The following is a 21144-nucleotide window of genomic DNA, read 5'->3' as shown; positions in this document are numbered from 1 at the left end:
CTAGAGGGCGCAAGCGTGCAGATCCAGGGATATTTCGACCTCCGTTTCGAGGCGGTCAGAGACGCGTTCAGCCAGCTGTTCGAGCAGACCCAGCAGCGTGGCGCGGCAGTCTGCGTGAAGGTCGGTGGCGAAACGGTTGTCGACCTCTGGGCCGGTGTTGCGGACAATGCTGGTGAACAGGCCTGGCAGAGCGACACCCTGGTCAATCTGTTTTCCTGCACCAAGACATTCGCTGCGGTGGCTGCGTTACAGCTAGTAGGGGAGGGCAAGCTGCAGTTGGATGAGCCGGTCGCCCGTGTTTGGCCGGAATTCGCCGCCAATGGCAAACAGGACATTACCCTACGGCAGCTGCTCAGCCATCAGGCTGGGCTGCCGGCTATTCGCCAGCCATTACCGCCCGAGGCGTTGTACGACTGGGAAGCGATGACTGCAGCACTCGTGGCCGAAACGCCCTGGTGGACGCCTGGTGAGGGTCATGGATATGCCGCGATTACCTATGGTTGGCTGGTTGGCGAATTGATCCGCCGCGGCGACGGGCGTGAGCCGGGCGAAGCCATAGTCGCGCGCACTGCTCGTCCTCTAGACCTGGATTTTCATATCGGCCTGGCCGATAGCGAGTTCGACCGGGTCGGCTATCTGACCCGTCAGAAAAACAATCTTGGCGATGCGGCAGCCCAACGGGTAATCAAAGCCTTGATGAGTGACCCACAATCACTCACCGCTCGAGCCTTTACCAACCCTCCATCGATTATGAACAGTGCAAACAAGCCGGAGTGGCGTCGAATGGCTCAGCCGGCCGCCAACGGGCACGGCAATGCACGGTCATTGGCGGGCTTCTATGATGGCCTGTTGCGAGGGGAGCTGCTCGATTACCAGCTGTTGGACGAGATGACCCGCGAGCACTGCGTTGGAGAGGATCGCACGCTGCTCACCCGTACTCGTTTTGCGCTGGGCTGCTGGCTGGACCAACCGGACGTTGAGAACGCTACCTTCGGCATGGGGCCGGGGGCTTTTGGTCACCCTGGCGCTGGCGGTTGTATCGGTTTTGCCGATCCCCAACGTGATGTAGCCTTTGGCTATGTCACCAATACGCTAGGTCCTTATGTTCTGATGGACCCTCGAGCGCAGACGCTCGCTCGTGTAGTTAAGGCATGCGTAGGTTGAACCACTCGTCTGGTTGGCCGGTCGAGACTTTGCAGAACAAGGACCTGCGTCCACAATTTGAGACAAATCCTTGCTTAAGCTGCGTGCTAAACACGCGCGGTTTGTTTTCGCAACTCACTTTCACGGAAATTGGCTCATGAACCTGCTGAAAAGCACCTCCCTGATACTCTGTATGGTCATCGCCGGCTGCAGCTCCAACGATGAAAAGCCGGTCGAGGTGGTTGCTGCGCCGAGTCCCGTGATTGATGCGGCCTGGTTGGATGGGTACGAGCCGCGGCTTCGCGATGCGTTGAAAGACAGTCACTTCGAACTTGAGCGCCGCGAAGGGGTGTTGGTGGTTACGGCCCCAGTCGATGGCTCCTTCAATCCCGACCGCCCAGGCATGCTGTTGCCGGTGACGCTTGGTCCCCTCAGTCGAGTGGCGAAACTGGTGGAAGGCGACGCGAAGACTGCTGTGGTCGTGCTTGGCCATGCTGACAGCACCGGGCCAATCGAGGTCAACCGTGACATCAGCCGTCAGCGTGCGGGTGCCGTTGCCGCGATTTTTCGGCTCAGTGGTTTGAAGCACGACCGGCTGCGTATTCGCGGGCTCGGTTCGGATATGCCGCGGGCCTCCAATGAGAAGGAAGAAGGACGCGCCTTGAACCGGCGTGTCGAGATGGTCTTGGCTCCGCAGCCCACCTTGCTCGCGCTGATTGCCAAGTACAGCGACGCGCCAGGCAAACCGACTCAGGTTGCTGCGGCGGAAGTCAGCAAAACCAAATAAAGGGGGTCGCCTGACAGTCCAGGTGTTCGGCCCACTTTTGCGTTGAATCAAGCGGGGCGAAGCACAGAGCCGGTAAGCTTTGGCTTCAACTGTTTTCCAGGAAACACAGCGATGACCCAATCCTTGGCCGATATGCGCCGCGATTACACGCGTGACGGACTCAGTGAATCGAACGCGCCGGAAGAGCCTTTCGGGCTATTTCGTCAGTGGTTCCAGGAGGCGGTGGAGACCGAGCAGCTTCCCGTGGAGCCAAATGCGATGACCTTGGCTACTGTAGACGCCGAGGGTCGCCCGCATTGCCGAGTGCTCCTGCTTAAAGCGCTGGACGAACGCGGCTTCACCTTTTTCAGCAACTACGACAGCGCAAAGGCCGAGCAGCTGGAAGCATGCCCCTTCGCTGCGATGACCTTCTTCTGGCCAAGCCTTGAGCGTCAGGTACGTATCGAGGGGCGGGTGGAGAAAGTCAGTGCTGCCGAGTCGGACGCCTATTATCAGGTGCGACCGCTGGGCAGCCGCCTCGGTGCCTGGGCTTCACCACAAAGCCACGTGATCCGCGATCGCGCCGAACTGGAACGGCTCCTTGCCGAGACAGAGCAGCGCTTTCTGGACAAGGCCCCGCATTGCCCCCCTCATTGGGGCGGCTACCGTTTGCTGCCGGAACGGATGGAGTTCTGGCAGGGGCGTTCCAGCCGTCTGCATGACCGGCTGAATTATCGACGCCTCGCCAGTAACTGGCAGCGGGAACGTCTGGCGCCCTGACTCGCTGACACAGTTTGATGAGAGGCCGGCTCCGGCCTCTTTTTTGTCAGGTCTCGTTGTAGCGCGCCAACTCGCTTTCCAGCCAGGCTTGCAAGTCCTTCCGTTTGACCCGCGCATCTTTCGCCACTGAAAGGCGTTGCAACAGCCACGCTCGCTTCTGCGGATCGTCTCCTGCCAACGACAACGCCAGGTCCCGGTCCGCCCAGCGCCTGAAGCGGATGAACAGCCAGGCATGGAAAACCAGCCCGGCCAGCGTGACGATGGTGATGATGAAGTAGTCCATGGGTAGTCTCTGGCAACAGCTTGAGCGAGCGCTCTACATGCGGGGCGGGATCGCCTCGGGTAAAGTACGGTCCTAGTTGAATGAATGCTGAGTCAGATCGAGGCGGTTGCCAAGTGCTTCATCGCCGCATACGACTGACCATGCGGTCGGGGCCAATCTCGTTTCCCAGGAGAGTACCAATGCGCAACTCCATTTTTGTTGCTTCGTTCACGGCCGTGGCGCTTGCCGTCGGCGGTTGTACTTCCAACCTTACCGGGGATAGCTATTCCCGCGACGAGGCGCGAACTGTCCAGACGGTACGTTATGGCACGATCGAGTCATTGCGCCCGGTCAAGCTCGAAGGCACCAAAACCCCGATCGGTACCGGTGCAGGCGCAGTCGTCGGTGGTATTGCCGGCAGCGGGGTGGGCGGAGGCCGCGGCAGTGCCGTTGCGGCAGTAATCGGCGCGCTGGCGGGCGGTATGCTCGGTTCGGCAGCGGAAGAGGGCATCACCCGTGCTCAAGGCGTTGAAATCACGGTACGTGAGGATGACGGCAACATGCGCGCCTATGTGCAGGAAGTCGAGCCTAACCAGGTTTTTCGCGTCGGTCAGCGTGTACGCATCATGACGGTTAATGGCACTAGCCGTATCGCACCCTGATTGCGCTGGGTTCGGCAGGGCCTATCAGCAGGTTGTCGCGACGTCAGTGAGATTCGATGAGCGGGAGCACGTGGGTTGTTTGCGCATTGCCTAGGAGACAGGGCGCAGGCTGAAGGCCGGCTGGTACGGTGTTCAGGCTGCGCCTTTTGTTTTTCGAAATACTTGAATCCATGACGTTGCTGCGATCGGTATGGATAATCGGCGCTCACCGCCATGCCCCTTCGGGGCGAGAATGGGTCGACCAAGGGATATAACTGCCGTGCGCATGCACGGCTCAAGGGGTTTTACTCATGGCGCTTGCGCTGATCATCGCTTTGCCATTCCTCGGAATCTGCCTGCCGTTGCTGTTTGAACGGTTCGGCCGATCTGCCTGTGCGTTCGGTGCCGGCCTGGCCCCGTTGCTGGCGTTGGCATTGCTGTTATCCAAGCGTGCTGATGTATTTGGCGGCGAGACGGAAGTGCAGACATTAACCTGGCTTCCTGATTTGGGGTTGAACCTCAGCTTGAGGCTAGACGGGCTAGGGTTTCTCTTCGCGCTGCTGATCCTGGGAATCGGCCTGCTCGTTATTCTGTATGCGCGCTATTACCTGTCGAAAAGCGAGCCGATGGGACGCTTTTTCAGCTTCTTTCTGCTGTTCATGGGCGCCATGCTCGGTGTGGTGCTGGCCGAAAACCTTCTCCTAATGCTGATGTTTTGGGAGTTGACCAGCCTTTCGTCGTTCCTGCTGATAGGCTTCTGGAATCACCGTTCCGATGCTCGCCAAGGTGCCCGGATGGCGCTCGCGGTGACCGGCGGCGGCGGGCTGGCTCTGCTGGCGGGTATCTTGCTGATCGGGCATATCGTTGGTAGTTACGAGCTAAGCACCGTTCTAGCGTCGGGTGATCTGATTCGCGCCAGTGCTTTGTACCCGTTGACCCTGATTCTGATTCTGCTTGGCGTGTTTACCAAGTCGGCGCAGTTTCCGTTTCACTTCTGGTTGCCACAGGCGATGGCGGCGCCCACCCCGGTATCGGCTTTTCTGCACTCTGCGACGATGGTCAAGGCCGGTGTGTTCCTGCTGGCGCGGCTGTATCCAGCACTGTCGGACTCGGAATGGTGGTTCTATCTGGTCAGCCTGACAGGCTTGGCGACGTTGCTGATCGGCGCGGTAATGGCGCTGTTCCAGCATGATCTGAAGGGGTTGCTGGCCTATTCAACCATTAGCCATCTTGGTTTGATTACTCTGCTGTTCGGCCTCGACTCGCGCCTCGGGCCAGTGGCGGCGATCTTCCATATCATCAATCACGCCACCTTCAAGGCTTCGCTGTTCATGGCCGCGGGGATTATTGATCACGAGACCGGAACGCGCGACATGCGGCGCATCAATGGCATGCTGAAGTACATGCCGCACACGGCGGCGCTGGCAATGGTGGCGTCGTTGGCAATGGCTGGGGTGCCGCTGCTCAATGGCTTCCTCAGCAAGGAAATGTTCTTTGCCGAGACCCTCGATCAGCATCTGTTGGGCAGCTTCTACTGGACGATCCCGGCCCTGGCGACGCTGGCGAGTGCCTTTTCGGTCGCTTACTCGCTGCGCTTCGTGCACGACGTGTTTTTCAATGGCGAACCGATCGACTTACCTAAATACCCGCCACACGAGCCGGCGCGGTACATGAAGATTCCGGTCGAAATCCTGGTTTTGCTGTGTCTGCTGGTGGGCACCTTGCCTGCCTACACGGTCGCACCCTTGCTGGCTGCAGCCGTAGCCGGCAGCTTGGGCGGTGACGTGCCTGAATACAGCCTGGCGATCTGGCACGGCTTCAATCTGCCCTTGGCGATGAGTTTCGTTGCGCTGGGCGGAGGCCTGCTGATCTATTCGATGCGTAAATGGGCGTTTCGCTGGTATGAGGGGCTGCCACGTGTCGATTCGCTGCAGGTGTTCGCTCGGGTGGTTAGCGGGATTGCTGCCACGGCGCGCTGGGTAACCGAGCGTATGGAGAACGGGTCGTTGCAACGCTATCTGGCGTTGATGCTGGTCAGCTCGTTGCTTGTTGTAGTCTACGCATTGACCCCGCTGCAAACGCTGCGGGGCTCTGTGCCGCTGACGCCTCTGGACGGTATCACCGTCGGTGGCATGCTGCTTCTCGGGCTGGCGTCGGTAATGACAGTGGTCTTCCACCGCAGACGCCTCATGGCGCTGATGGTACTCAGCGTTGTTGGGTTGATGGTAGCGCTGGTGTTCGCTCGCTATTCCGCACCTGATCTGGCGCTGACGCAGATTTCCGTCGAGGTGGTGACCATCATTCTGCTGATCCTAGCGTTGTTTTTCATGCCTGACCGCACGCCGGTCGAGTCGAGCAGCCTGCGCAGTTTCCGCGACCTGATTATTGCGTCGTCATTCGGCACCATGGTCGCCTTGTTGGCGTACGCGGTACTGAGTCGGCCGTATGACAGTATCGCCTCGTTCTTTCTCGAGAACAGTGTGTCCGGGGGCGGTGGCACCAATGTGGTCAACGTGATTCTGGTCGATTTTCGGGGTTTCGATACTCTGGGTGAGATTGCCGTGCTGGCAATCGCTGCGGTTGGCATCTACGGACTGCTCCATGGACTGCGCCTGCCACACCCGATCCGCGACTACGGCGGTAGGCTTTGGTCAACCGATAGGCATCCAATGGTGCTGGACACGCTATCTCGTGTGCTGTTGCCGATGGCGCTGTTGGTGTCGGTATTCATCTTCTTGCGCGGCCACAATTTACCAGGGGGCGGCTTCATCGCTGGCCTGATCACTGCGGTTGCTCTGATCCTCCAGTACATCTCGCATGGTGTGGTCTGGGCGCAGCAGCGACAGCCGTTCAGCTATCACGGCGTGGCCGGGCTCGGTGTGCTCATTGCGGGTCTGACCGGCCTCGGTAGTTGGCTGTTCGGTCGGCCTTTCCTGACCTCGGCTTTCGGCCATTTTCACCTGCCTTTGATTGGCGACTTCGAGTTGGCCACCGCGATGCTGTTCGATCTTGGTGTCTATCTGGCCGTGGTAGGAGCAACCCTGCTGATTCTTTCCAATATGGGTCATGTCAGTCAGGACGAGTCGTGCAAGGAGGTGCTTTGATGGAAATCGTGTTCGCGGTCACGTTGGGCGTGATGATGACCAGTGGCGTGTATCTTTTGCTCCGCGCACGGATATTTCCTGTGGTCATGGGGCTGACGTTGATTTCCTATGCTGTGAATTTGTTCATTTTCGCAATGGGCCGTCTCTCTACCGGTGTTCCGGCAATTATCGGAGCCAGCGCCGAGTACGGTGATCCGTTGCCGCAGGCCTTGGTGCTGACTGCGATCGTCATTGGTTTCGCCATGACCGCGTTCGTTGTGGTACTGGCGCTTCGCGGACTGGGCGAGTTGCGTACCGATCATGTTGATGGTCGGGAGCCGCGCAAATGAATCATGCGTTGATCATGCCGATCCTGCTGCCCTTGTTGGTCGGATGCAGTCTGCTGTTGCTTCACCGCCAGAGTGCATTGCTTAAGCGCCTGCTATCGGTGACGGCTACCTGGTTGTTGGTGCCGCTGGCCTTGGGGCTGTTATGGCAGGCCGATGCTGGCCAACTGTCCGTGTACCGTCTTGGCGGCTGGCAGCCACCGTTCGGCATCATGTTGCTGCTGGACCGGTTGAGTGCCTTGATGCTGCTAGTGACCGCCATACTGGCGGGATTCTCGGTGTTGTACGCCGTGCGTGGCGATGACGAGCGCGGGCCGAATTTCCATGCGCTGTTTCAGTTTCAGCTGGCAGGCATCAACGGTGCCTTTCTGACTGGTGATTTATTCAACCTTTTCGTGTTCTTCGAGATCCTGCTGATCTCGTCTTACGCGCTGCTGCTTCATGGCCAAGGCGCGAAGCGCGTGCAGTCGGGCATTCATTATGTCGTGCTGAACCTGTTGGGCTCATCGCTGTTTCTGATCGGTGTCAGCATGCTCTATGGCCTGACCGGAACCTTGAACATGGCCGATCTGGCAGGACGGGTTGGTGCAGCTGATCCAGCCGACGCTCCGCTTCTCGCTGCCGCGGGCTATCTGTTGCTGGTGGTATTTGCGCTGAAGGGAGCGATCCTGCCGCTGTATTTCTGGCTGCCGCGTGCTTATGCCGCGGCGACCGCGCCGGTGGCTGCGCTGTTCGCGATCATGACCAAGCTCGGGCTCTACGCGATTGTGCGTGTGTTCACGCTGATCTTCGGTAGCGAAGCGGGTGTGTTGAGCAACATGGTACTGGATTGGTTGTGGCCGCTTTCGATGCTTACGCTCGTTGGTGGCGTACTGGGCGCACTGGCCGCCCGCAACCTGCAGATACTGCTGTCCTATCTAGTGGTGGTTTCGGTGGGCACCTTGCTCGCCGGTATCGCGCTGGGAACAGAGGTGGGCCTCAGCGCTGCGCTGTACTACCTGGTGCACAGCACGCTGGTGTCCGGAGGACTGTTTCTACTGGCTGACCTCATCGCCCGCCAGCGCGGCGATATGGCCGCCGAGTTGCTATCGGCTCCCGCACTCAAGCAGCCCTTGTTGTTGGGCGCGTTGTTTTTCGCCGGCGCGATTTCGATTGCCGGGCTCCCGCCTTTCTCTGGTTTCATTGGCAAGGTGATGCTGCTGCAGGCCGTTCCTCCCGGGGTCGACGCCCTGCTGCTTTGGCCAGTGGTTCTGGTGGGCGGATTGGGGATGGTGATCGCACTGAGCCGAGCCGGCAGCATGGTGTTCTGGCGGCCTAGTGAAGCGGTCAGTGTTGGGAGGCCCGCGGATCGCGTGCGTGTGATGGCAACCTTTGGTCTGCTGTTTGGCAGCGTGTTGTTGGTTGCAGTGGCGCAGCCGATCCAGACCTACATGCAGGCGACCGCAGCCCAGTTGTTCGAGCTACAGCCGTATCTGCAGATTATCCGCGGAGGTGAGGCATGAAATCACGTCTGCTGCCCAACCCTGCGCTCACCTTGCTCCTTACGCTGCTCTGGCTACTGCTCAATAACGCACTGAGCGTGGGGCAACTGGTGCTTGGACTGTTTTTAGGTTGGGCGATCCCGTTACTGGTACAGGGATTTCTGGTTGACCTACCGAAAGTGCGTAGGCCCTTGAAGCTCTGTCTGTTTCTGCTGAAGGTGTTTTACGACATCGTCGTGGCCAACGTCAGTGTGGCCAAGCTGGTGCTCAGCTCTCGAGATCGACTGCAGCCTGCCTTCGTCGAGATACCGATGGCCATTGAGCATCCGTTCGTCCTCGCCGTGTTGACCAGCATCATTTCGTTAACCCCTGGAACGGTATCGGCGTCTTTGCGACCCGGGCATAAGATGTTGCTGATTCACGCTCTGGATGCCCCCGACACGGAGGCGCTGGTAGCCGAGGTGAAGAGCCGTTACGAAACGCCGCTGCTGGAGATTTTCGAATGCTCGCGTATGTAATTCCCTTGTGCATGGCGGTTATCGGAATCGCAGCGATCCTAAACGTGGTGCGGCTCGTTCAGGGGCCGGACATGCCTGATCGAGTATTGGCGCTCGACACCTTGTATATCAATGCGCTGGCATTGATCGTCCTGTTTGGTATCTGGCTCGCGTCCGATCTGTTCTTCGAGGCGGCTCTGCTCATCGCAGTGATGGGCTTCGTCAGTACCGTGGCGGTGGGCAAGCACCTGTTGCACGGCGAAATCATTGACTGAGGAGGCTGCATGCCATTCTGGATAGAATTGCTGGTGAGCGTGTTTCTAATAGTGGGGAGCGCGTTCGCCTTGGTTGGGGCGATCGGTTTGTATCGCCTTCCCGATTTCTTCACACGGCTGCACGGTCCGACCAAGGCAACCACGCTTGGGGTTGGTGGGATCGTCATCGGTTCGATGATCTTCTTTAGTAACCAGGGCAACGGTCTCAGCGTCCATGAAGTGCTGATCACCCTGTTTTTGTTTTTGACCGCGCCGGTCAGCGCCCATGTCCTGGCGAAGGCAGCCATGCAGCAAAGGTTGCCTTATACAGCCAAAACCCGCGGCAAACCCTGGGATTGAAGCGGGTCTGACGAGCGTTCATTACCGCCTCGTTGCCGAGGCGGCATGGCGTTGTCGTTCAGATGACGATGCTGCTGGGCGAGGGCTGATGCTCATTGTCCTGCGTCAGCTGCTTGATCATCGCCTGCTGCAGTCGTGTGCACAGATGCGGGTCAGACAAGGGCTGATTGTCGGCATTGGTGACGAAGAACACGTCCTCGACACGCTCGCCCAGCGTCGCGATCTTGGCGTTCTGTACCGAGAGGTCAAAGTCCAGAAACAGCTGGCCAATGCGCGCCAATAGCCCGGGGCGGTCCGGTGCAATGACCTCAATGATCGTTTGCGGGCGCTGCATGTCGTTGTGGATGGTGACCTGCGGTGGGAATGCGAAATGCTTCAATTGCCGGGGCACACGTTTCTGAATGATGGTCAGGTAGTCATCCGGATTACGCAGCGCGTTGATCAATCCTTGCCGAATCTCCTCTGTGCGCTCGGGGTCGTTGCCAATGGGAGAACCGTCGGCGTCCAGCACGATATAGGTGTCCAGCGTGAACTGGCTGCTCGAAGTGATAATGCGGGCATCGTGGATGTTCAGGTTCAGCTGGTCCATGGCCGCAACGGTAACGGCGAAGAAGTCATGCTGATCGGGTGCATAGATGAAGATCTGCGTGCCACCTTCGAATTCACGTTGGGTGGTTTCCTTGATCAGGACCAGCGGACCGCCGTCGCTTGGGTGCTCGATGATGGCTTCCGTGTGCCAGGCGACATCGATCGAGCTGTGCCGCATGAAATAGTCGTCACCTAGCTGCGACCATAGCTGTTCGGCGTCGTCCGGATCGGTCCCGTTGCGCACGAGGTTGTCGAGTGCGGCGCGCTGGGTCTGGCGAATCTGCTCCTCGCGCCCCAGCGGGTTCTCCAGACCGCGCTTGAGCGCGCGTTTGGTTTCGGTATACAGCTGGCGCAGCAGGCTCGCCCGCCAGGAATTCCAGAGGGTCGGGTTGGTTGCGTTGATGTCTGCAACGGTCAGCACATACAGGTAATCAAGGTGGGTTTCGTCACCCACCTGTTGGGCAAAGTCGTTGATCACCTGTGGGTCAGATAGGTCTTTGCGCTGCGCAGTCGTTGACATCACCAGATGGTTCTCAACCAGCCATACCACCAGCCGCGTGTCCCACGCAGGCAGCTTGTGACGCGTGCAGAACTCCTGCGCATCCACCGCGCCCAGCTCCGAATGGTCGCCGCCACGGCCCTTGGCGATGTCGTGATAGAGCCCTGCGATATAGATGAGCTCCGGCTTGGGCAACCGTTCCACGAGTTTACTGGCCAGTGGATACTTTTCGGCGACGCCGGGTTTGCTCAGTTTGCGCAGGTACTTGATGACATTGAGCGTATGAGCGTCGACCGTATAGATATGAAAGAGGTCATGCTGCATCTGCCCCACGATATGGCCGAACTCGGGCAGGTAGCGTCCAAGAATGCCGTAGCGATTCATGCGTCTCAGATTGCGGTGGATGCCTTCCTTGCATTTGAACAGCTCGATGAACAGGCTGGTGTTGCGGATGTCGCTGCGAAAATCGTCGTCAATGAGATGTCGGTGGTCCCGAAGGAGGCGAATGGTCTCCGCTCGTACACCCTGAATGTCAGGGTGTTGCGCCAGCAGTACGAAGATTTCCAGAATCGCGAAGGGCCTGCGCTTGAACACCGAATCATCGGTTACTTCCAGATAGCCATCGCGCACCAAGAAGCGGCTGTTGAGCGGCACCGCATCGCCGCTGTCACCCTCCCATAGGATAACTTCGGCAAAGTGTTGCCCTACCAGATCGCTTAGTTCTGAAATGCTCATCACGACGCGGTAGTACTTCTGCATGAAGCGCTCGATCGCCAGCTTGGCGTCACTGTCTTCATAGCCGAGGAGGGCGGCGAGACTGCGCTGGTGGTCGAATAGCAGTCGATCCTCCGCACGCCCGGCCAGCATGTGTAATCCGTAACGGACCCGCCAGATGAATTCTTGTCCAGCCACTAGCAACGAGTACTCGCCTTCGGTCAGAAATCCCTGATCGAGGATGGCGCTAAGATTCAAGCTGCCAAACTGGCGCCGCGCTATCCACAGGATCGTCTGGATGTCGCGCAGCCCACCAGGCGAGCCTTTGACGTTTGGCTCCAGGTTATATTCGGTATTGTTGTATTTCGAGTGGCGCGTGGCCTGCTCGTTACGTTTAGCAAGGAAGAACTCTTTGCTCGGCCACATTTCCGAAGGGCTGGTGACCTTCAGCATGTTCTGACGCAAGCGCTCGGGGCCGGCGATCGTACGGCTTTCCATGAGATTGGTGATGACGGTCAGGTCCGCACGTGCCTCCTCGGCGCATTCCTGTACCGAGCGAACACTCTGGCCAACTTCCAAGCCAATGTCCCATAGCAGGGTCAGAAACCGCTCGATGGCATCGCGGAATATTTCCTGGTCATTGTTATCGAGCAGTATCAGCAGGTCGATATCGGAATAGGGGTGCAGCTCGCCGCGCCCATAGCCACCGACGGCTACCAGCGCTATTTCCGCCTCGTTGTTCCAGTCGAAGCGGCCCCAGGCGGCTCGCAATATCTGGTCGACGAACCAGGCGCGGCCTTCGATCAGGCCGCGGATATCCTGGCCGGCGAGGAAGCGTGCATCGAGCACCTCCCGCGCCTTGCGTATGACTTTCTTGAAGGCGGCGATGGGGCTGGCCTTAAGTGCCAGTTCAGCCTGGAACTGGCTGCGGTCGAACAATTCGGAATCAACCTGAGGCATACCGTCGCCCTCCATCAAAGCATCAAAATTAGGGCGATGTGCGGGCTATAGTGTCATCGCTGCGCAGGGTGAAGATTTCATAGCCATCGGCGGTCACCACTAGGGTGTGTTCCCATTGGGCGGATAGCTTGCGGTCCTTGGTAATGGCTGTCCAGCCGTCACCAAGCAGGCGAGTTTCCGACCGGCCCTGGTTGATCATTGGCTCTATGGTGAAGGTCATTCCTTCCTTTAGCTCCAGCCCGGTCCCGGCGCGGCCGTAGTGAAGCACTTGAGGCTCTTCGTGGAAAACCTTGCCGATGCCATGGCCACAATACTCGCGGACGACGGAGAAGCCGTTCTTCTCGGCATGCTTCTGAATAACCTCGCCGATGTCCCCTAGGCGCGCTCCGGGGCGGACTACCTCGATACCTTTATAAAGGCACTCCTGCGTCACCTTACACAGCCGCTCGGCCCACTCTGGTGCTTTGCCGACAAGAAACATTCGGCTGGTATCGCCGTGGTAACCATCCTTGATGACCGTGATATCGATATTGAGGATGTCACCGTCTTTGAGAGGCTTGTCGTTGGGAATGCCATGACAGACGACATGATTGATCGATGTGCAAATCGATTTGGGATAACCCTTGTAATTGAGCGGGGCGGGTATGGCCTGTTGCACGTTGACGATGTGCTCGTGGCAGATGCGGTCCAGTTCTTCGGTGGTGACGCCCGGCTTGACGTGATCACCGATCATTTCGAGCACCTCGGCGGCCAGGCGGCCGGCAATGCGCATTTTCTCGATGTCTTCAGGCGTCTTGATGGAAACAGTCATGCAACCCTCTTGGCGCCAAGAGGCGCAGGCAAATAGATATAAGAGGTAAATGATAAACCAAAGAAGGCTTTACCTGCAGGCGACCCTGGCGGCTCGGGGAAACCAGAGGCAACCTTGGTAGCTACGTTCAATGTCTGTCCGTGCTAGCCTCCGATGCTGGCTTGTGCTATAAAACGCGCCGCTCTGCGGGACTACCTGCCGAGCCTGACCCCACACACGTGTCGACACGGTATCCTGGGTGCTCGCAAGAGTTGGATATCGGGACGCGTGGAGGCCTAACCCGACTTATCTGAGGAACTCTCATGTCTCAAGTCACTATGCGCGATATGCTGAAGGCCGGTGTGCACTTCGGCCACCAGACCCGTTACTGGAACCCAAAGATGAATAAGTACATCTTTGGCGCGCGTAACAAGATTCATATCATCAACCTTGAGAAAACCCTGCCGATGTTCAACGACGCGCTGCGTTTCGTTGAAAAGCTGGCTGCAGGCAAAAACAAGATTCTGTTCGTTGGCACCAAGCGTTCCGCTGGCAAGATCGTTCGCGAAGAGGCTGCTCGTTGTGGCTCGCCGTACGTCGATCATCGCTGGTTGGGCGGCATGCTGACCAACTACAAGACCATTCGCGCCTCGATCAAGCGTCTGCGTGAGCTGGAAACACAAGCTCAGGACGGTACCTTCGAGAAGCTGACCAAGAAAGAGGCGCTGATGCGTACTCGCGATCTTGAGAAGCTGGATCGTAGCCTGGGCGGCATCAAGGACATGGGCGGTCTGCCGGACGCCATGTTCGTTGTTGACGTCGATCACGAGCGTATTGCTATTTCCGAAGCCAATAAGCTGGGTATTCCAGTTATCGGCATCGTTGATACCAACAGCAGCCCGGAAGGCGTCGATTACATCATTCCTGGTAATGACGATGCCATCCGCGCCGTGCAACTCTATCTGGGCTCTATGGCAGACGCAGTACTGCGTGGTCGTCAGACCAATGCTGGCGGTGCTGACGAGTTCGTTGAAGAAGCCCCTGTCGAGGCTGCTCAAGGCTGAGCGCACTTGTCGCCTAGCTGATACCCGTTGAACAGAAAGGGGGCTATGCCCCCTTTTTGCCACTTCCGAATTGATCGTCCGAATGATGGGCGATGATCGAAAATCGAATCGAGAGGATTTGCGAACATGGCAGAGATCACTGCAGCCCTGGTTAAAGAACTGCGCGAGCGGACTGGCCAAGGCATGATGGATTGCAAAAAGGCGCTCACCGCTGCTGGTGGCGACATCGAGAAAGCCATTGACGATATGCGTGCTGCGGGCGCCATCAAGGCAGCCAAGAAGGCCGGCAATATCGCTGCTGAAGGCGCGATCGCTGTTAAAGTGGCCGACGACAACACGCGCGCCGTGATTATCGAAGTCAACTCGCAGACCGACTTCCTGGCACTGCAGGACGACTTCAAGAATTTCGTCAATAGCAGTGTCGAGAAAGCCTTCGCCGAGAAGATGACTGATGCAGCGCCGCTGATTGCCGCTCAGGAAACTGATCGCGAGGCGCTGGTCGCCAAGTGCGGCGAGAACGTCAATATCCGTCGTTTGACCACCGTTGAGGCGGATCTGGTTGGATCCTACCTGCACGGTCACCGTATCGGTGTTCTGGTTGCGCTGAAGGGGGGCAGTGTCGAGCTGGCCAAAGAAATCGCCATGCACGTTGCCGCCAGCAACCCTCAGTTCCTGGATCCGTCGCAGGTTTCTGAAGAAGCCGTTGCCAAGGAAAAAGAAATTTTCCTGGCGTTGAATGAAGACAAGATCAAGGGCAAGCCTGCTGAAATCGTCGAGAAGATGGTTGCCGGTCGCATCAGCAAGTTCCTTGCTGAAGCCAGTTTGGTCGAGCAGGCTTTCGTCAAGGATCCCGATGTCAAAGTTGGCGAGTTGGCGAAGAAGGCTGGTGCTGAGATCGTTTCCTTCGTTCGTTACGAAGTAGGCGAAGGCATCGAGCGCGCAGAGGTTGACTTCGCTGCCGAAGTTGCCGCTCAGGTCGCTGCTACTAAGCAATAAGACGCTCTGCTGTCCTCTAAGAGGCTGCCCGCTCACGCGTGCGGCCTCTTTGTCGGACTGGAGGATGGAAACGTTTTTTGCCAATGCGACAGTCACCGCTTGGCACCAATGCGAGACTGCGCTGTCATAGCGCAGACATTTTTCCCGGCTGCAGGCCAGCCTAGTCATACAATGCCGCAGGAGAGACAACGCCAATGGCTCAGCAGATGAGTGCACGCAATCCTCGCTATAAACGCATTCTGCTCAAACTAAGCGGCGAGGCCCTAATGGGGTCGGAGGACTTTGGCATTGATCCCAAGGTGCTTGATCGCATGGCCTTGGAGGTTGGGCAGTTAGTCGGCATAGGCGTAGAAGTTGGTTTGGTCATTGGCGGCGGTAATCTTTTCCGTGGTGCCGCTCTGTCCGCCGCAGGCATGGATCGTGTGACTGGCGACCATATGGGTATGCTCGCTACGGTCATGAACTCCTTGGCCATGCGTGACGCCTTGGAGCGCTCGAACATCCCGGCATTGGTCATGTCGGCGATTTCGATGGTCGGGGTCACAGACCATTACGACCGCCGCAAGGCGATGCGTCACCTGAAGAGTGGCGAGGTAGTGATCTTCTCCGCCGGCACCGGCAATCCGTTCTTTACCACTGATTCGGCCGCCTGCCTGCGTGCCATCGAGATTCATGCCGATGTGGTGCTCAAGGCCACCAAGGTTGACGGCGTTTATACGGCCGACCCCTTCAAGGATCCGAATGCCGAGAAGTTCGAGCAGCTGACCTATGATGATGTGCTTGACCGCAAGCTGGGCGTCATGGACCTGACTGCCATTTGCCTATGCCGCGACCACAACATGCCGCTGCGGGTGTTCAACATGAACAAGCCCGGTGCCCTGCTCAATATTGTGCTTGGCGGCGCTGAAGGAACCCTGATCGAGGAGCAGTACCAATGATCAACGAGATTAAGCAAGACGCTCAAGAGCGCATGAAGAAAACCCTGGAATCGCTGGGGCATGCGTTCGCCAAAATTCGTACCGGTCGCGCTCATCCGAGCATTCTAGATGGCGTTATGGTGTCGTATTACGGCAGCGATACGCCTCTGCGCCAGATTGCCAATGTCACGGCAGAAGACTCGCGCACTTTGGCGCTCACTGTCTTTGATAGAGGCATGATCCAGGCCGTAGAAAAGGCGATCATGACGTCTGATCTGGGCCTGAACCCTGCGACTGCCGGTACTACGATTCGCGTACCGATGCCTGCGCTTACTGAAGAGACCCGTAAGGGGTACACCAAGCAGGCACGCTCAGAGGCTGAAAATGCTCGTGTCGCCGTGCGCAACATTCGGCGCGATGCTATCGCCCAGCTCAAGGATCTGGTGAAGGAAAAGGAAATCAGTGAAGACGAGGAACGACGCGGTCAAGACGACGTTCAAAAGCTGACCGACAAGTACGTTGCGGAGATCGACAAGGCGCTTGAAGGTAAGGAAAACGATCTGATGGCTGTTTGATGTCGCTGTACCGGACTTCGTCCGTACTGCACACGTCGGAGTGCGTCGAGGCCGAAAGGTTCGTGACGCGAGGGGCTAACCAGTCGTATCCCCGGAAATTGCCATTTGGCGGTTTCTCCCATTGTTCGCAGCGTGATTGAGCGCAGGTAGAGTCGTTTCATGGATAAGGTCAGGCAGATTGCCGGACGGAATGTACCCCGTCATGTCGCAGTCATCATGGATGGTAACAATCGCTGGGCGAAGCGGCGTCTCTTGCCAGGCGTGGCCGGACACAAGGCGGGCGTCGATGCGGTGCGAGCCGTTATAGAGGTTTGCGCCGAGGCGGGTGTTGAGGTGCTGACGCTGTTTGCCTTTTCCAGCGAGAATTGGCAGCGGCCGGCCGAGGAGGTTGGGGCGCTGATGGAGCTTTTCCTGAGCGCTCTACGCCGAGAAGCGCGCAAGCTCAACGAAAATGGCATCAGCTTGCGAATCATTGGCGATCGTTCACGCTTTCACCCGGAGCTGCAGACGGCGATGCTCGAAGCCGAGGAAATGACCGCGGGCTCCGGCCGTTTCGTGCTTCAGGTCGCTGCCAATTACGGCGGACAGTGGGACATTCTCCAGGCCGCACAACGGTTGGCCCGCGAAGCGCAGGAAGGCCGACTCAATCCGGATGAAGTGACTCCCGCCCTTTTTCAGCGCTATCTGGCAACTGGCGACATGCCTCTGCCGGATCTCTGTATTCGCACCGGTGGTGAGCGACGCATTAGCAATTTCCTGTTATGGCAGTTGGCTTATGCTGAACTGTATTTCTCGGACCTGTTCTGGCCCGATTTCAAGCACGATGCAATGCGTACAGCATTGGCCGATTTCGCCAAGCGTCAGCGACGTTTCGGCAAGACCGGTGACCAGGTAGAAATAGAGGTTCGAGCTGAATGCTGAAGCATCGCATCATCACGGCAGCCATCCTTCTTCCGATCGCACTGATTGGTTTTTTCCTTCTCGAAGGTCTCGCTTTTGCGCTGTTCATAGGCTTAGTCGTTGTGCTTGGGGGATGGGAATGGGCGCGTCTGGCGGGCTTTGAGGCTCAGCCGGTCAGGGTTCTTTATGCGATAGCGGTCGCTCTGCTGCTTGCGGGGCTCTATTTGGCTCCCGCCTTGGCGTCTTGGTTGCTTACGCTCAGCGTGATCTGGTGGCTGACTGCCACGGCGCTCGTCGTCAGTTATCCTCGAAGTCAGCGACACTGGGGTGGATCTGTCGGCAGTCTGATTATCGGATTGTTGATCCTATTGCCCGCCTGGCAGGGCCTGGTTTTGCTCAAGCAGTGGCCACAGGGCAATTGGCTTATCGTTGCAGTGATGGTCCTGGTGTGGGGGGCTGATATTGGTGCCTATGCGGCAGGCAAGACCTTTGGCCGTCGCAAGCTCGCTCCTCAGGTCAGCCCAGGCAAGAGTTGGGAGGGGATGATTGGCGGCTTGGTCACCAGCCTGCTAATCACATTGTTCGTTGGGCTTTATCAATCCTGGTCTGCGCGTGAGCTGGCGCTCGCTCTGTTAGGTGCAGCTCTGGTGGTGGTCATTTCCGTCGTTGGCGATTTGACCGAGAGCATGTTCAAGCGCAGCTCGGGTATTAAAGACAGCAGTCAGCTGCTTCCAGGGCATGGCGGCGTGATGGATCGTATCGACAGCTTGACCGCTGCGGTACCCGTGTTCACGGTCCTGCTTTGGCTGGCCGGCTGGGGTGCATGGTGAGTGGTCCGCTGCAGGTAACAATTCTTGGTGCGACCGGCTCCATCGGCCTGAGCACGCTGGATGTCATCGCCCGTCATCCCGAACGCTACCAAGCTTTTGCGCTCACTGCATTCAGTCGCATCGCCGAGCTACGGGAGCTGTGCCGACGGCATCGGCCGCGTTATGCGGTGGTTGCCGATAGTGACCGGGCTCGTGTGTTGCAGGAGCAGCTCGACAGTGACGGCGTCAAAACGCGCGTGCTTGTGGGTGAGGGTGGTCTAAGCGAAGTTGCAGCGCATCCCGAGGTCGACGTGGTCATGGCGGCGATCGTTGGTGCCGCGGGCTTACGGCCGACGCTCTCCGCCGTCCAGGCCAGCAAGCGGGTCCTGTTGGCGAACAAAGAGGCGCTGGTAATGTCCGGCGCGTTGTTCATGCAGGCGCTGCGTGACAGCGAGGCGGTGCTGCTGCCCATCGATAGCGAGCACAACGCCATCTTCCAGTGTTTGCCTGGCAACTATGCGCAGGGGTTGAGTCGTGTCGGCGTCAGGCGAATTCTGCTTACGGCGTCCGGAGGGCCTTTCCGGCAACTACCTCTGGATCAGCTGTCTTCTGTAACTGCCGACCAGGCCTGTGCCCACCCCAACTGGTCCATGGGCCGCAAGATCTCCGTTGATTCAGCGAGCATGATGAACAAGGGGCTTGAGCTCATCGAGGCGTGCTGGCTGTTCGATGCGCGCCCGGAACAGGTAGAAGTTGTGATTCACCCGCAGAGCGTCATTCACTCGATGGTCGACTATGTCGATGGCTCGGTCTTGGCGCAACTGGGTAATCCCGACATGCGGACACCGATTGCGCATGCACTGGCCTGGCCGGAACGAATCGACTCAGGCGTATCGGCTTTGGACCTGTTGCAGGTAGGTCGTCTGGATTTCGAGGCTCCCGACCAGCACAGATTTCCTTGTCTTCGGATTGCCAGGCAGGCCGCGCAGGATGGCGGAACGGCGCCGGCGATGCTCAATGCTGCGAACGAGGTAGCCGTGGATGCGTTCCTCAATGGTCGCATTCGCTTCACTGAAATCGCGAGTATTATCGAGCATGTTCTCGATCTGGAAGCTTCGGTTCCGGCACGTTGCCTGGCAGATGTGCTGACTGCCGATGCCCAGGCCCGCAGGCTCGCTTCGCACTGGTTGCAAAGTCGCGATCGGTAGCGGTCGGAAGCGATCAAAAGTCCCAACTTGGCTGTAGCGCTCCGGCATGGACCGGGCTCGCAGCTGCTAAAAGACCTTTCGAGGCAGAGGAAATATGGGCGCGCTCTACATGATCATCGGTACCCTGGTGGCGCTGGGTGTACTGGTAACCTTCCACGAGTTCGGACATTTCTGGGTGGCTCGGCGTTGCGGCGTCAAGGTTCTGCGCTTCTCGGTAGGCTTTGGTCGGCCGCTGTTGCGCTGGCATGACCGCCAGGGTACCGAATTCGTTGTCGCCGCCATCCCCCTCGGTGGCTACGTCAAAATGCTCGACGAACGCGAGGGTGACGTGCCGCCCACTCTGCTGGGGCAGGCCTTCAACCGCAAAACCGTTAGGCAGCGCTTCGCCATTGTGTCGGCCGGGCCTTTGGCCAACTTTCTGCTTGCCCTGGTGTTCTTCTGGATCTTGGCGATGCTGGGTACGGAGCAAGTTCGTCCGGTCGTAGGCGCAGTAGAGACTGGCAGCCTTGCTGAGCGAGCCGGCTTGATGGCTGGGCAGGAAATCGTCGAGATTAACGGCAAGCCAACTGCAGGCTGGGCAGATGTCAATTTGCAGTTGATCAGGCGCCTTGGTGAGACCGGTTCGCTCGAAATGCTGGTGAGCGAGGTTGATGGAGGTCAGTCGCAGCGGTTACAGCTCGAGCTGAAGGACTGGCTTAAGGGGGCTGAGGAACCGGACCCGATCGGCTCGCTGGGTATTCGTCCCTGGCGTCCGGAAATTGCCCCGGTTGTCGCTCAGCTAGATCCCGAAGGCCCGGCGCAGGCAGCTGGCGTGCAGATTGGGGATCGATTGGTCAGCCTTGACGCCGAGGCGCTCACCGAATGGCAAGAAGTGATTGACCGTGTTAGGCCGCTGGGCGGGCAAGCGGTTTTGCTGGTGGTTGAGCGTAACGGTGAGCAGATCGAACTCCCTCTGACGCTGGCTGAACGTGGCGAAGGAGATGAGCGTCGGGGCTATCTTGGCGCCGGCGTCGCGGGTGGAGAATGGCCGCCTGAAATGCTGCGGCAGGTCAGCCACGGTCCTGTCGAAGCTGTCGGGGAAGGGCTTCGTCGAACATGGACGATGAGTGTTCTGACTCTGGATTCGCTTAAGAAAATGCTCTTCGGGGAGCTCTCGGTAAAAAACTTGAGCGGCCCGATAACCATTGCTAAAGTGGCGGGCGCTTCTGCACAGTCGGGCGTGGGCGACTTCTTGAATTTCCTCGCCTACCTGAGCATAAGCCTTGGGGTACTCAATCTATTGCCTATCCCCGTCCTGGATGGAGGCCATTTGCTCTTCTACCTGGTCGAGTGGGTCCGTGGACGTCCCTTGTCGGACAGGGTCCAGGGCTGGGGAGTACAGATCGGTATCAGCCTGGTTGTTGGGGTGATGCTGCTTGCGCTGGTCAACGACCTTGGCCGCCTTTAATCGCCATATACCTTGATGTCGCCGCGCCACGCGCAGGTTCAATTATCAGGTTTGAAAAGAAAG

General features: G+C 58.3%; 21 protein-coding genes. 18 read left to right on the top strand and 3 right to left on the bottom strand.

What is annotated here, in order from left to right; genetic code table 11:
* Nucleotides 1-15 precede the first annotated feature (15 nt).
* The 3 genes from RT21_RS06300 (at nucleotide 16) to pdxH (ending at nucleotide 2689) form a co-directional block, all read left to right on the top strand.
* Complete coding sequence (locus RT21_RS06300; protein ID WP_046162131.1) at nucleotides 16-1164, top strand: EstA family serine hydrolase; 1149 nt, start codon at nucleotides 16-18, stop codon at nucleotides 1162-1164.
* 136 nt (nucleotides 1165-1300) lie between these two features.
* The gene (locus RT21_RS06295; RefSeq protein ID WP_045429044.1) at nucleotides 1301-1930 is read left to right on the top strand and encodes an OmpA family protein; all 630 of its coding nucleotides are present in this window, start codon (nucleotides 1301-1303) and stop codon (nucleotides 1928-1930) included.
* 111 nt (nucleotides 1931-2041) lie between these two features.
* Nucleotides 2042-2689 (top strand): pyridoxamine 5'-phosphate oxidase, encoded by a 648-nt coding sequence (gene pdxH / locus RT21_RS06290; protein ID WP_046162047.1) that lies wholly within the window; start codon nucleotides 2042-2044, stop codon nucleotides 2687-2689.
* Nucleotides 2690-2735: 46 nt separating this feature from the next.
* Here pdxH and RT21_RS06285 read toward each other — a convergent pair whose 3' ends face one another.
* Entirely contained in the window at nucleotides 2736-2972 is a 237-nt protein-coding gene (locus tag RT21_RS06285) for a hypothetical protein (protein ID WP_046162046.1), read from the bottom strand.
* A 179-nt stretch (nucleotides 2973-3151) separates the two neighbouring features.
* Between RT21_RS06285 and RT21_RS06280 the strand changes: the two genes are divergently transcribed.
* The 7 genes from RT21_RS06280 (at nucleotide 3152) to RT21_RS06250 (ending at nucleotide 9614) form a co-directional block, all read left to right on the top strand.
* Nucleotides 3152-3613, top strand: a complete 462-nt coding sequence (locus tag RT21_RS06280; RefSeq protein WP_045429038.1) for an outer membrane lipoprotein — start codon at nucleotides 3152-3154, stop codon at nucleotides 3611-3613.
* 290 nt (nucleotides 3614-3903) lie between these two features.
* The gene (locus RT21_RS06275; RefSeq protein WP_046162045.1) at nucleotides 3904-6696 is read left to right on the top strand and encodes a monovalent cation/H+ antiporter subunit A; all 2793 of its coding nucleotides are present in this window, start codon (nucleotides 3904-3906) and stop codon (nucleotides 6694-6696) included.
* Nucleotides 6696-7025: a Na+/H+ antiporter subunit C gene (locus RT21_RS06270; protein ID WP_045429034.1), complete on the top strand. Its 330-nt coding sequence runs from the start codon at nucleotides 6696-6698 to the stop codon at nucleotides 7023-7025. Before RT21_RS06275 ends, RT21_RS06270 begins: the two co-directional genes overlap by 1 nt.
* On the top strand, nucleotides 7022-8524 hold the full coding sequence (locus RT21_RS06265) for a monovalent cation/H+ antiporter subunit D (protein WP_046162044.1): 1503 nt from the start codon (nucleotides 7022-7024) through the stop codon (nucleotides 8522-8524). The genes RT21_RS06270 and RT21_RS06265 overlap by 4 nt, the downstream gene beginning before the upstream one ends.
* Nucleotides 8521-9021: a Na+/H+ antiporter subunit E gene (locus RT21_RS06260; protein WP_045429030.1), complete on the top strand. Its 501-nt coding sequence runs from the start codon at nucleotides 8521-8523 to the stop codon at nucleotides 9019-9021. The genes RT21_RS06265 and RT21_RS06260 overlap by 4 nt, the downstream gene beginning before the upstream one ends.
* Nucleotides 9006-9275 (top strand): K+/H+ antiporter subunit F, encoded by a 270-nt coding sequence (locus RT21_RS06255; RefSeq protein WP_045429028.1) that lies wholly within the window; start codon nucleotides 9006-9008, stop codon nucleotides 9273-9275. Before RT21_RS06260 ends, RT21_RS06255 begins: the two co-directional genes overlap by 16 nt.
* 9 nt (nucleotides 9276-9284) lie before the next feature.
* Nucleotides 9285-9614 carry a Na+/H+ antiporter subunit G gene (locus tag RT21_RS06250; RefSeq protein WP_045429025.1) on the top strand — a complete coding sequence of 110 codons (330 nt, stop codon included), beginning with the start codon at nucleotides 9285-9287 and terminating at the stop codon, nucleotides 9612-9614.
* A gap of 58 nt (nucleotides 9615-9672) precedes the next feature.
* Here the strand turns inward: RT21_RS06250 and RT21_RS06245 are convergent, their stop codons facing one another.
* Nucleotides 9673-12375, bottom strand: coding sequence for a [protein-PII] uridylyltransferase (locus RT21_RS06245; protein ID WP_046162043.1), 2703 nt, complete (start codon nucleotides 12373-12375; stop codon nucleotides 9673-9675).
* 28 nt (nucleotides 12376-12403) lie between these two features.
* Nucleotides 12404-13186 carry a type I methionyl aminopeptidase gene (gene map / locus RT21_RS06240; protein ID WP_046162042.1) on the bottom strand — a complete coding sequence of 261 codons (783 nt, stop codon included), beginning with the start codon at nucleotides 13184-13186 and terminating at the stop codon, nucleotides 12404-12406.
* Nucleotides 13187-13488: 302 nt separating this feature from the next.
* On the opposite strand from map, the gene rpsB reads away from it, so the two are divergent.
* From rpsB to rseP, 8 genes are all read left to right on the top strand, one after another.
* On the top strand, nucleotides 13489-14229 hold the full coding sequence (gene rpsB / locus RT21_RS06235) for a 30S ribosomal protein S2 (protein ID WP_046162041.1): 741 nt from the start codon (nucleotides 13489-13491) through the stop codon (nucleotides 14227-14229).
* Nucleotides 14230-14355: 126 nt separating this feature from the next.
* Nucleotides 14356-15225, top strand: coding sequence for a translation elongation factor Ts (tsf, locus tag RT21_RS06230; RefSeq protein WP_045429016.1), 870 nt, complete (start codon nucleotides 14356-14358; stop codon nucleotides 15223-15225).
* A 194-nt stretch (nucleotides 15226-15419) separates the two neighbouring features.
* Nucleotides 15420-16163: a UMP kinase gene (pyrH, locus tag RT21_RS06225; RefSeq protein ID WP_045429014.1), complete on the top strand. Its 744-nt coding sequence runs from the start codon at nucleotides 15420-15422 to the stop codon at nucleotides 16161-16163.
* On the top strand, nucleotides 16160-16717 hold the full coding sequence (gene frr, locus RT21_RS06220; RefSeq protein ID WP_025240920.1) for a ribosome recycling factor: 558 nt from the start codon (nucleotides 16160-16162) through the stop codon (nucleotides 16715-16717). The genes pyrH and frr overlap by 4 nt, the downstream gene beginning before the upstream one ends.
* 159 nt (nucleotides 16718-16876) lie before the next feature.
* Entirely contained in the window at nucleotides 16877-17638 is a 762-nt protein-coding gene (gene uppS / locus RT21_RS06215) for a polyprenyl diphosphate synthase (protein WP_045429011.1), read from the top strand.
* Complete coding sequence (locus RT21_RS06210) at nucleotides 17632-18447, top strand: phosphatidate cytidylyltransferase (RefSeq protein ID WP_046162040.1); 816 nt, start codon at nucleotides 17632-17634, stop codon at nucleotides 18445-18447. Before uppS ends, RT21_RS06210 begins: the two co-directional genes overlap by 7 nt.
* Nucleotides 18441-19634 (top strand): 1-deoxy-D-xylulose-5-phosphate reductoisomerase, encoded by a 1194-nt coding sequence (ispC, locus tag RT21_RS06205; RefSeq protein ID WP_046162039.1) that lies wholly within the window; start codon nucleotides 18441-18443, stop codon nucleotides 19632-19634. Before RT21_RS06210 ends, ispC begins: the two co-directional genes overlap by 7 nt.
* Before the next feature lie 94 nt (nucleotides 19635-19728).
* Nucleotides 19729-21081 (top strand): RIP metalloprotease RseP, encoded by a 1353-nt coding sequence (gene rseP / locus RT21_RS06200; RefSeq protein WP_046162038.1) that lies wholly within the window; start codon nucleotides 19729-19731, stop codon nucleotides 21079-21081.
* Nucleotides 21082-21144: the final 63 nt, after the last annotated feature.

This window comes from Pseudomonas sp. 10B238 (assembly GCF_000970615.1).
In the GTDB taxonomy this organism is placed as follows: Bacteria; Pseudomonadota; Gammaproteobacteria; order Pseudomonadales; family Pseudomonadaceae; genus Stutzerimonas.
The sequence above is the reverse complement of the archived record's forward strand: the minus strand, read 5'-3'. Positions and strand labels throughout refer to the sequence as shown.

Coding starts and splice junctions, on each gene's coding strand:
- uppS (WP_045429011.1), top strand. CDS start 16,877: ATGGATAAGGTCAGGCAGATTGCCGGACGGAATGTACCCCGTCATGTC.
- RT21_RS06295 (WP_045429044.1), top strand. CDS start 1,301: ATGAACCTGCTGAAAAGCACCTCCCTGATACTCTGTATGGTCATCGCC.
- pdxH (WP_046162047.1), top strand. CDS start 2,042: ATGACCCAATCCTTGGCCGATATGCGCCGCGATTACACGCGTGACGGA.
- pyrH (WP_045429014.1), top strand. CDS start 15,420: ATGGCTCAGCAGATGAGTGCACGCAATCCTCGCTATAAACGCATTCTG.
- RT21_RS06250 (WP_045429025.1), top strand. CDS start 9,285: ATGCCATTCTGGATAGAATTGCTGGTGAGCGTGTTTCTAATAGTGGGG.
- RT21_RS06265 (WP_046162044.1), top strand. CDS start 7,022: ATGAATCATGCGTTGATCATGCCGATCCTGCTGCCCTTGTTGGTCGGA.
- map (WP_046162042.1), bottom strand. CDS start 13,186: ATGACTGTTTCCATCAAGACGCCTGAAGACATCGAGAAAATGCGCATT.
- RT21_RS06260 (WP_045429030.1), top strand. CDS start 8,521: ATGAAATCACGTCTGCTGCCCAACCCTGCGCTCACCTTGCTCCTTACG.
- RT21_RS06245 (WP_046162043.1), bottom strand. CDS start 12,375: ATGCCTCAGGTTGATTCCGAATTGTTCGACCGCAGCCAGTTCCAGGCT.
- ispC (WP_046162039.1), top strand. CDS start 18,441: ATGGTGAGTGGTCCGCTGCAGGTAACAATTCTTGGTGCGACCGGCTCC.
- RT21_RS06275 (WP_046162045.1), top strand. CDS start 3,904: ATGGCGCTTGCGCTGATCATCGCTTTGCCATTCCTCGGAATCTGCCTG.
- RT21_RS06255 (WP_045429028.1), top strand. CDS start 9,006: ATGCTCGCGTATGTAATTCCCTTGTGCATGGCGGTTATCGGAATCGCA.
- rpsB (WP_046162041.1), top strand. CDS start 13,489: ATGTCTCAAGTCACTATGCGCGATATGCTGAAGGCCGGTGTGCACTTC.
- RT21_RS06270 (WP_045429034.1), top strand. CDS start 6,696: ATGGAAATCGTGTTCGCGGTCACGTTGGGCGTGATGATGACCAGTGGC.
- RT21_RS06210 (WP_046162040.1), top strand. CDS start 17,632: ATGCTGAAGCATCGCATCATCACGGCAGCCATCCTTCTTCCGATCGCA.
- frr (WP_025240920.1), top strand. CDS start 16,160: ATGATCAACGAGATTAAGCAAGACGCTCAAGAGCGCATGAAGAAAACC.
- RT21_RS06280 (WP_045429038.1), top strand. CDS start 3,152: ATGCGCAACTCCATTTTTGTTGCTTCGTTCACGGCCGTGGCGCTTGCC.
- tsf (WP_045429016.1), top strand. CDS start 14,356: ATGGCAGAGATCACTGCAGCCCTGGTTAAAGAACTGCGCGAGCGGACT.
- rseP (WP_046162038.1), top strand. CDS start 19,729: ATGGGCGCGCTCTACATGATCATCGGTACCCTGGTGGCGCTGGGTGTA.
- RT21_RS06285 (WP_046162046.1), bottom strand. CDS start 2,972: ATGGACTACTTCATCATCACCATCGTCACGCTGGCCGGGCTGGTTTTC.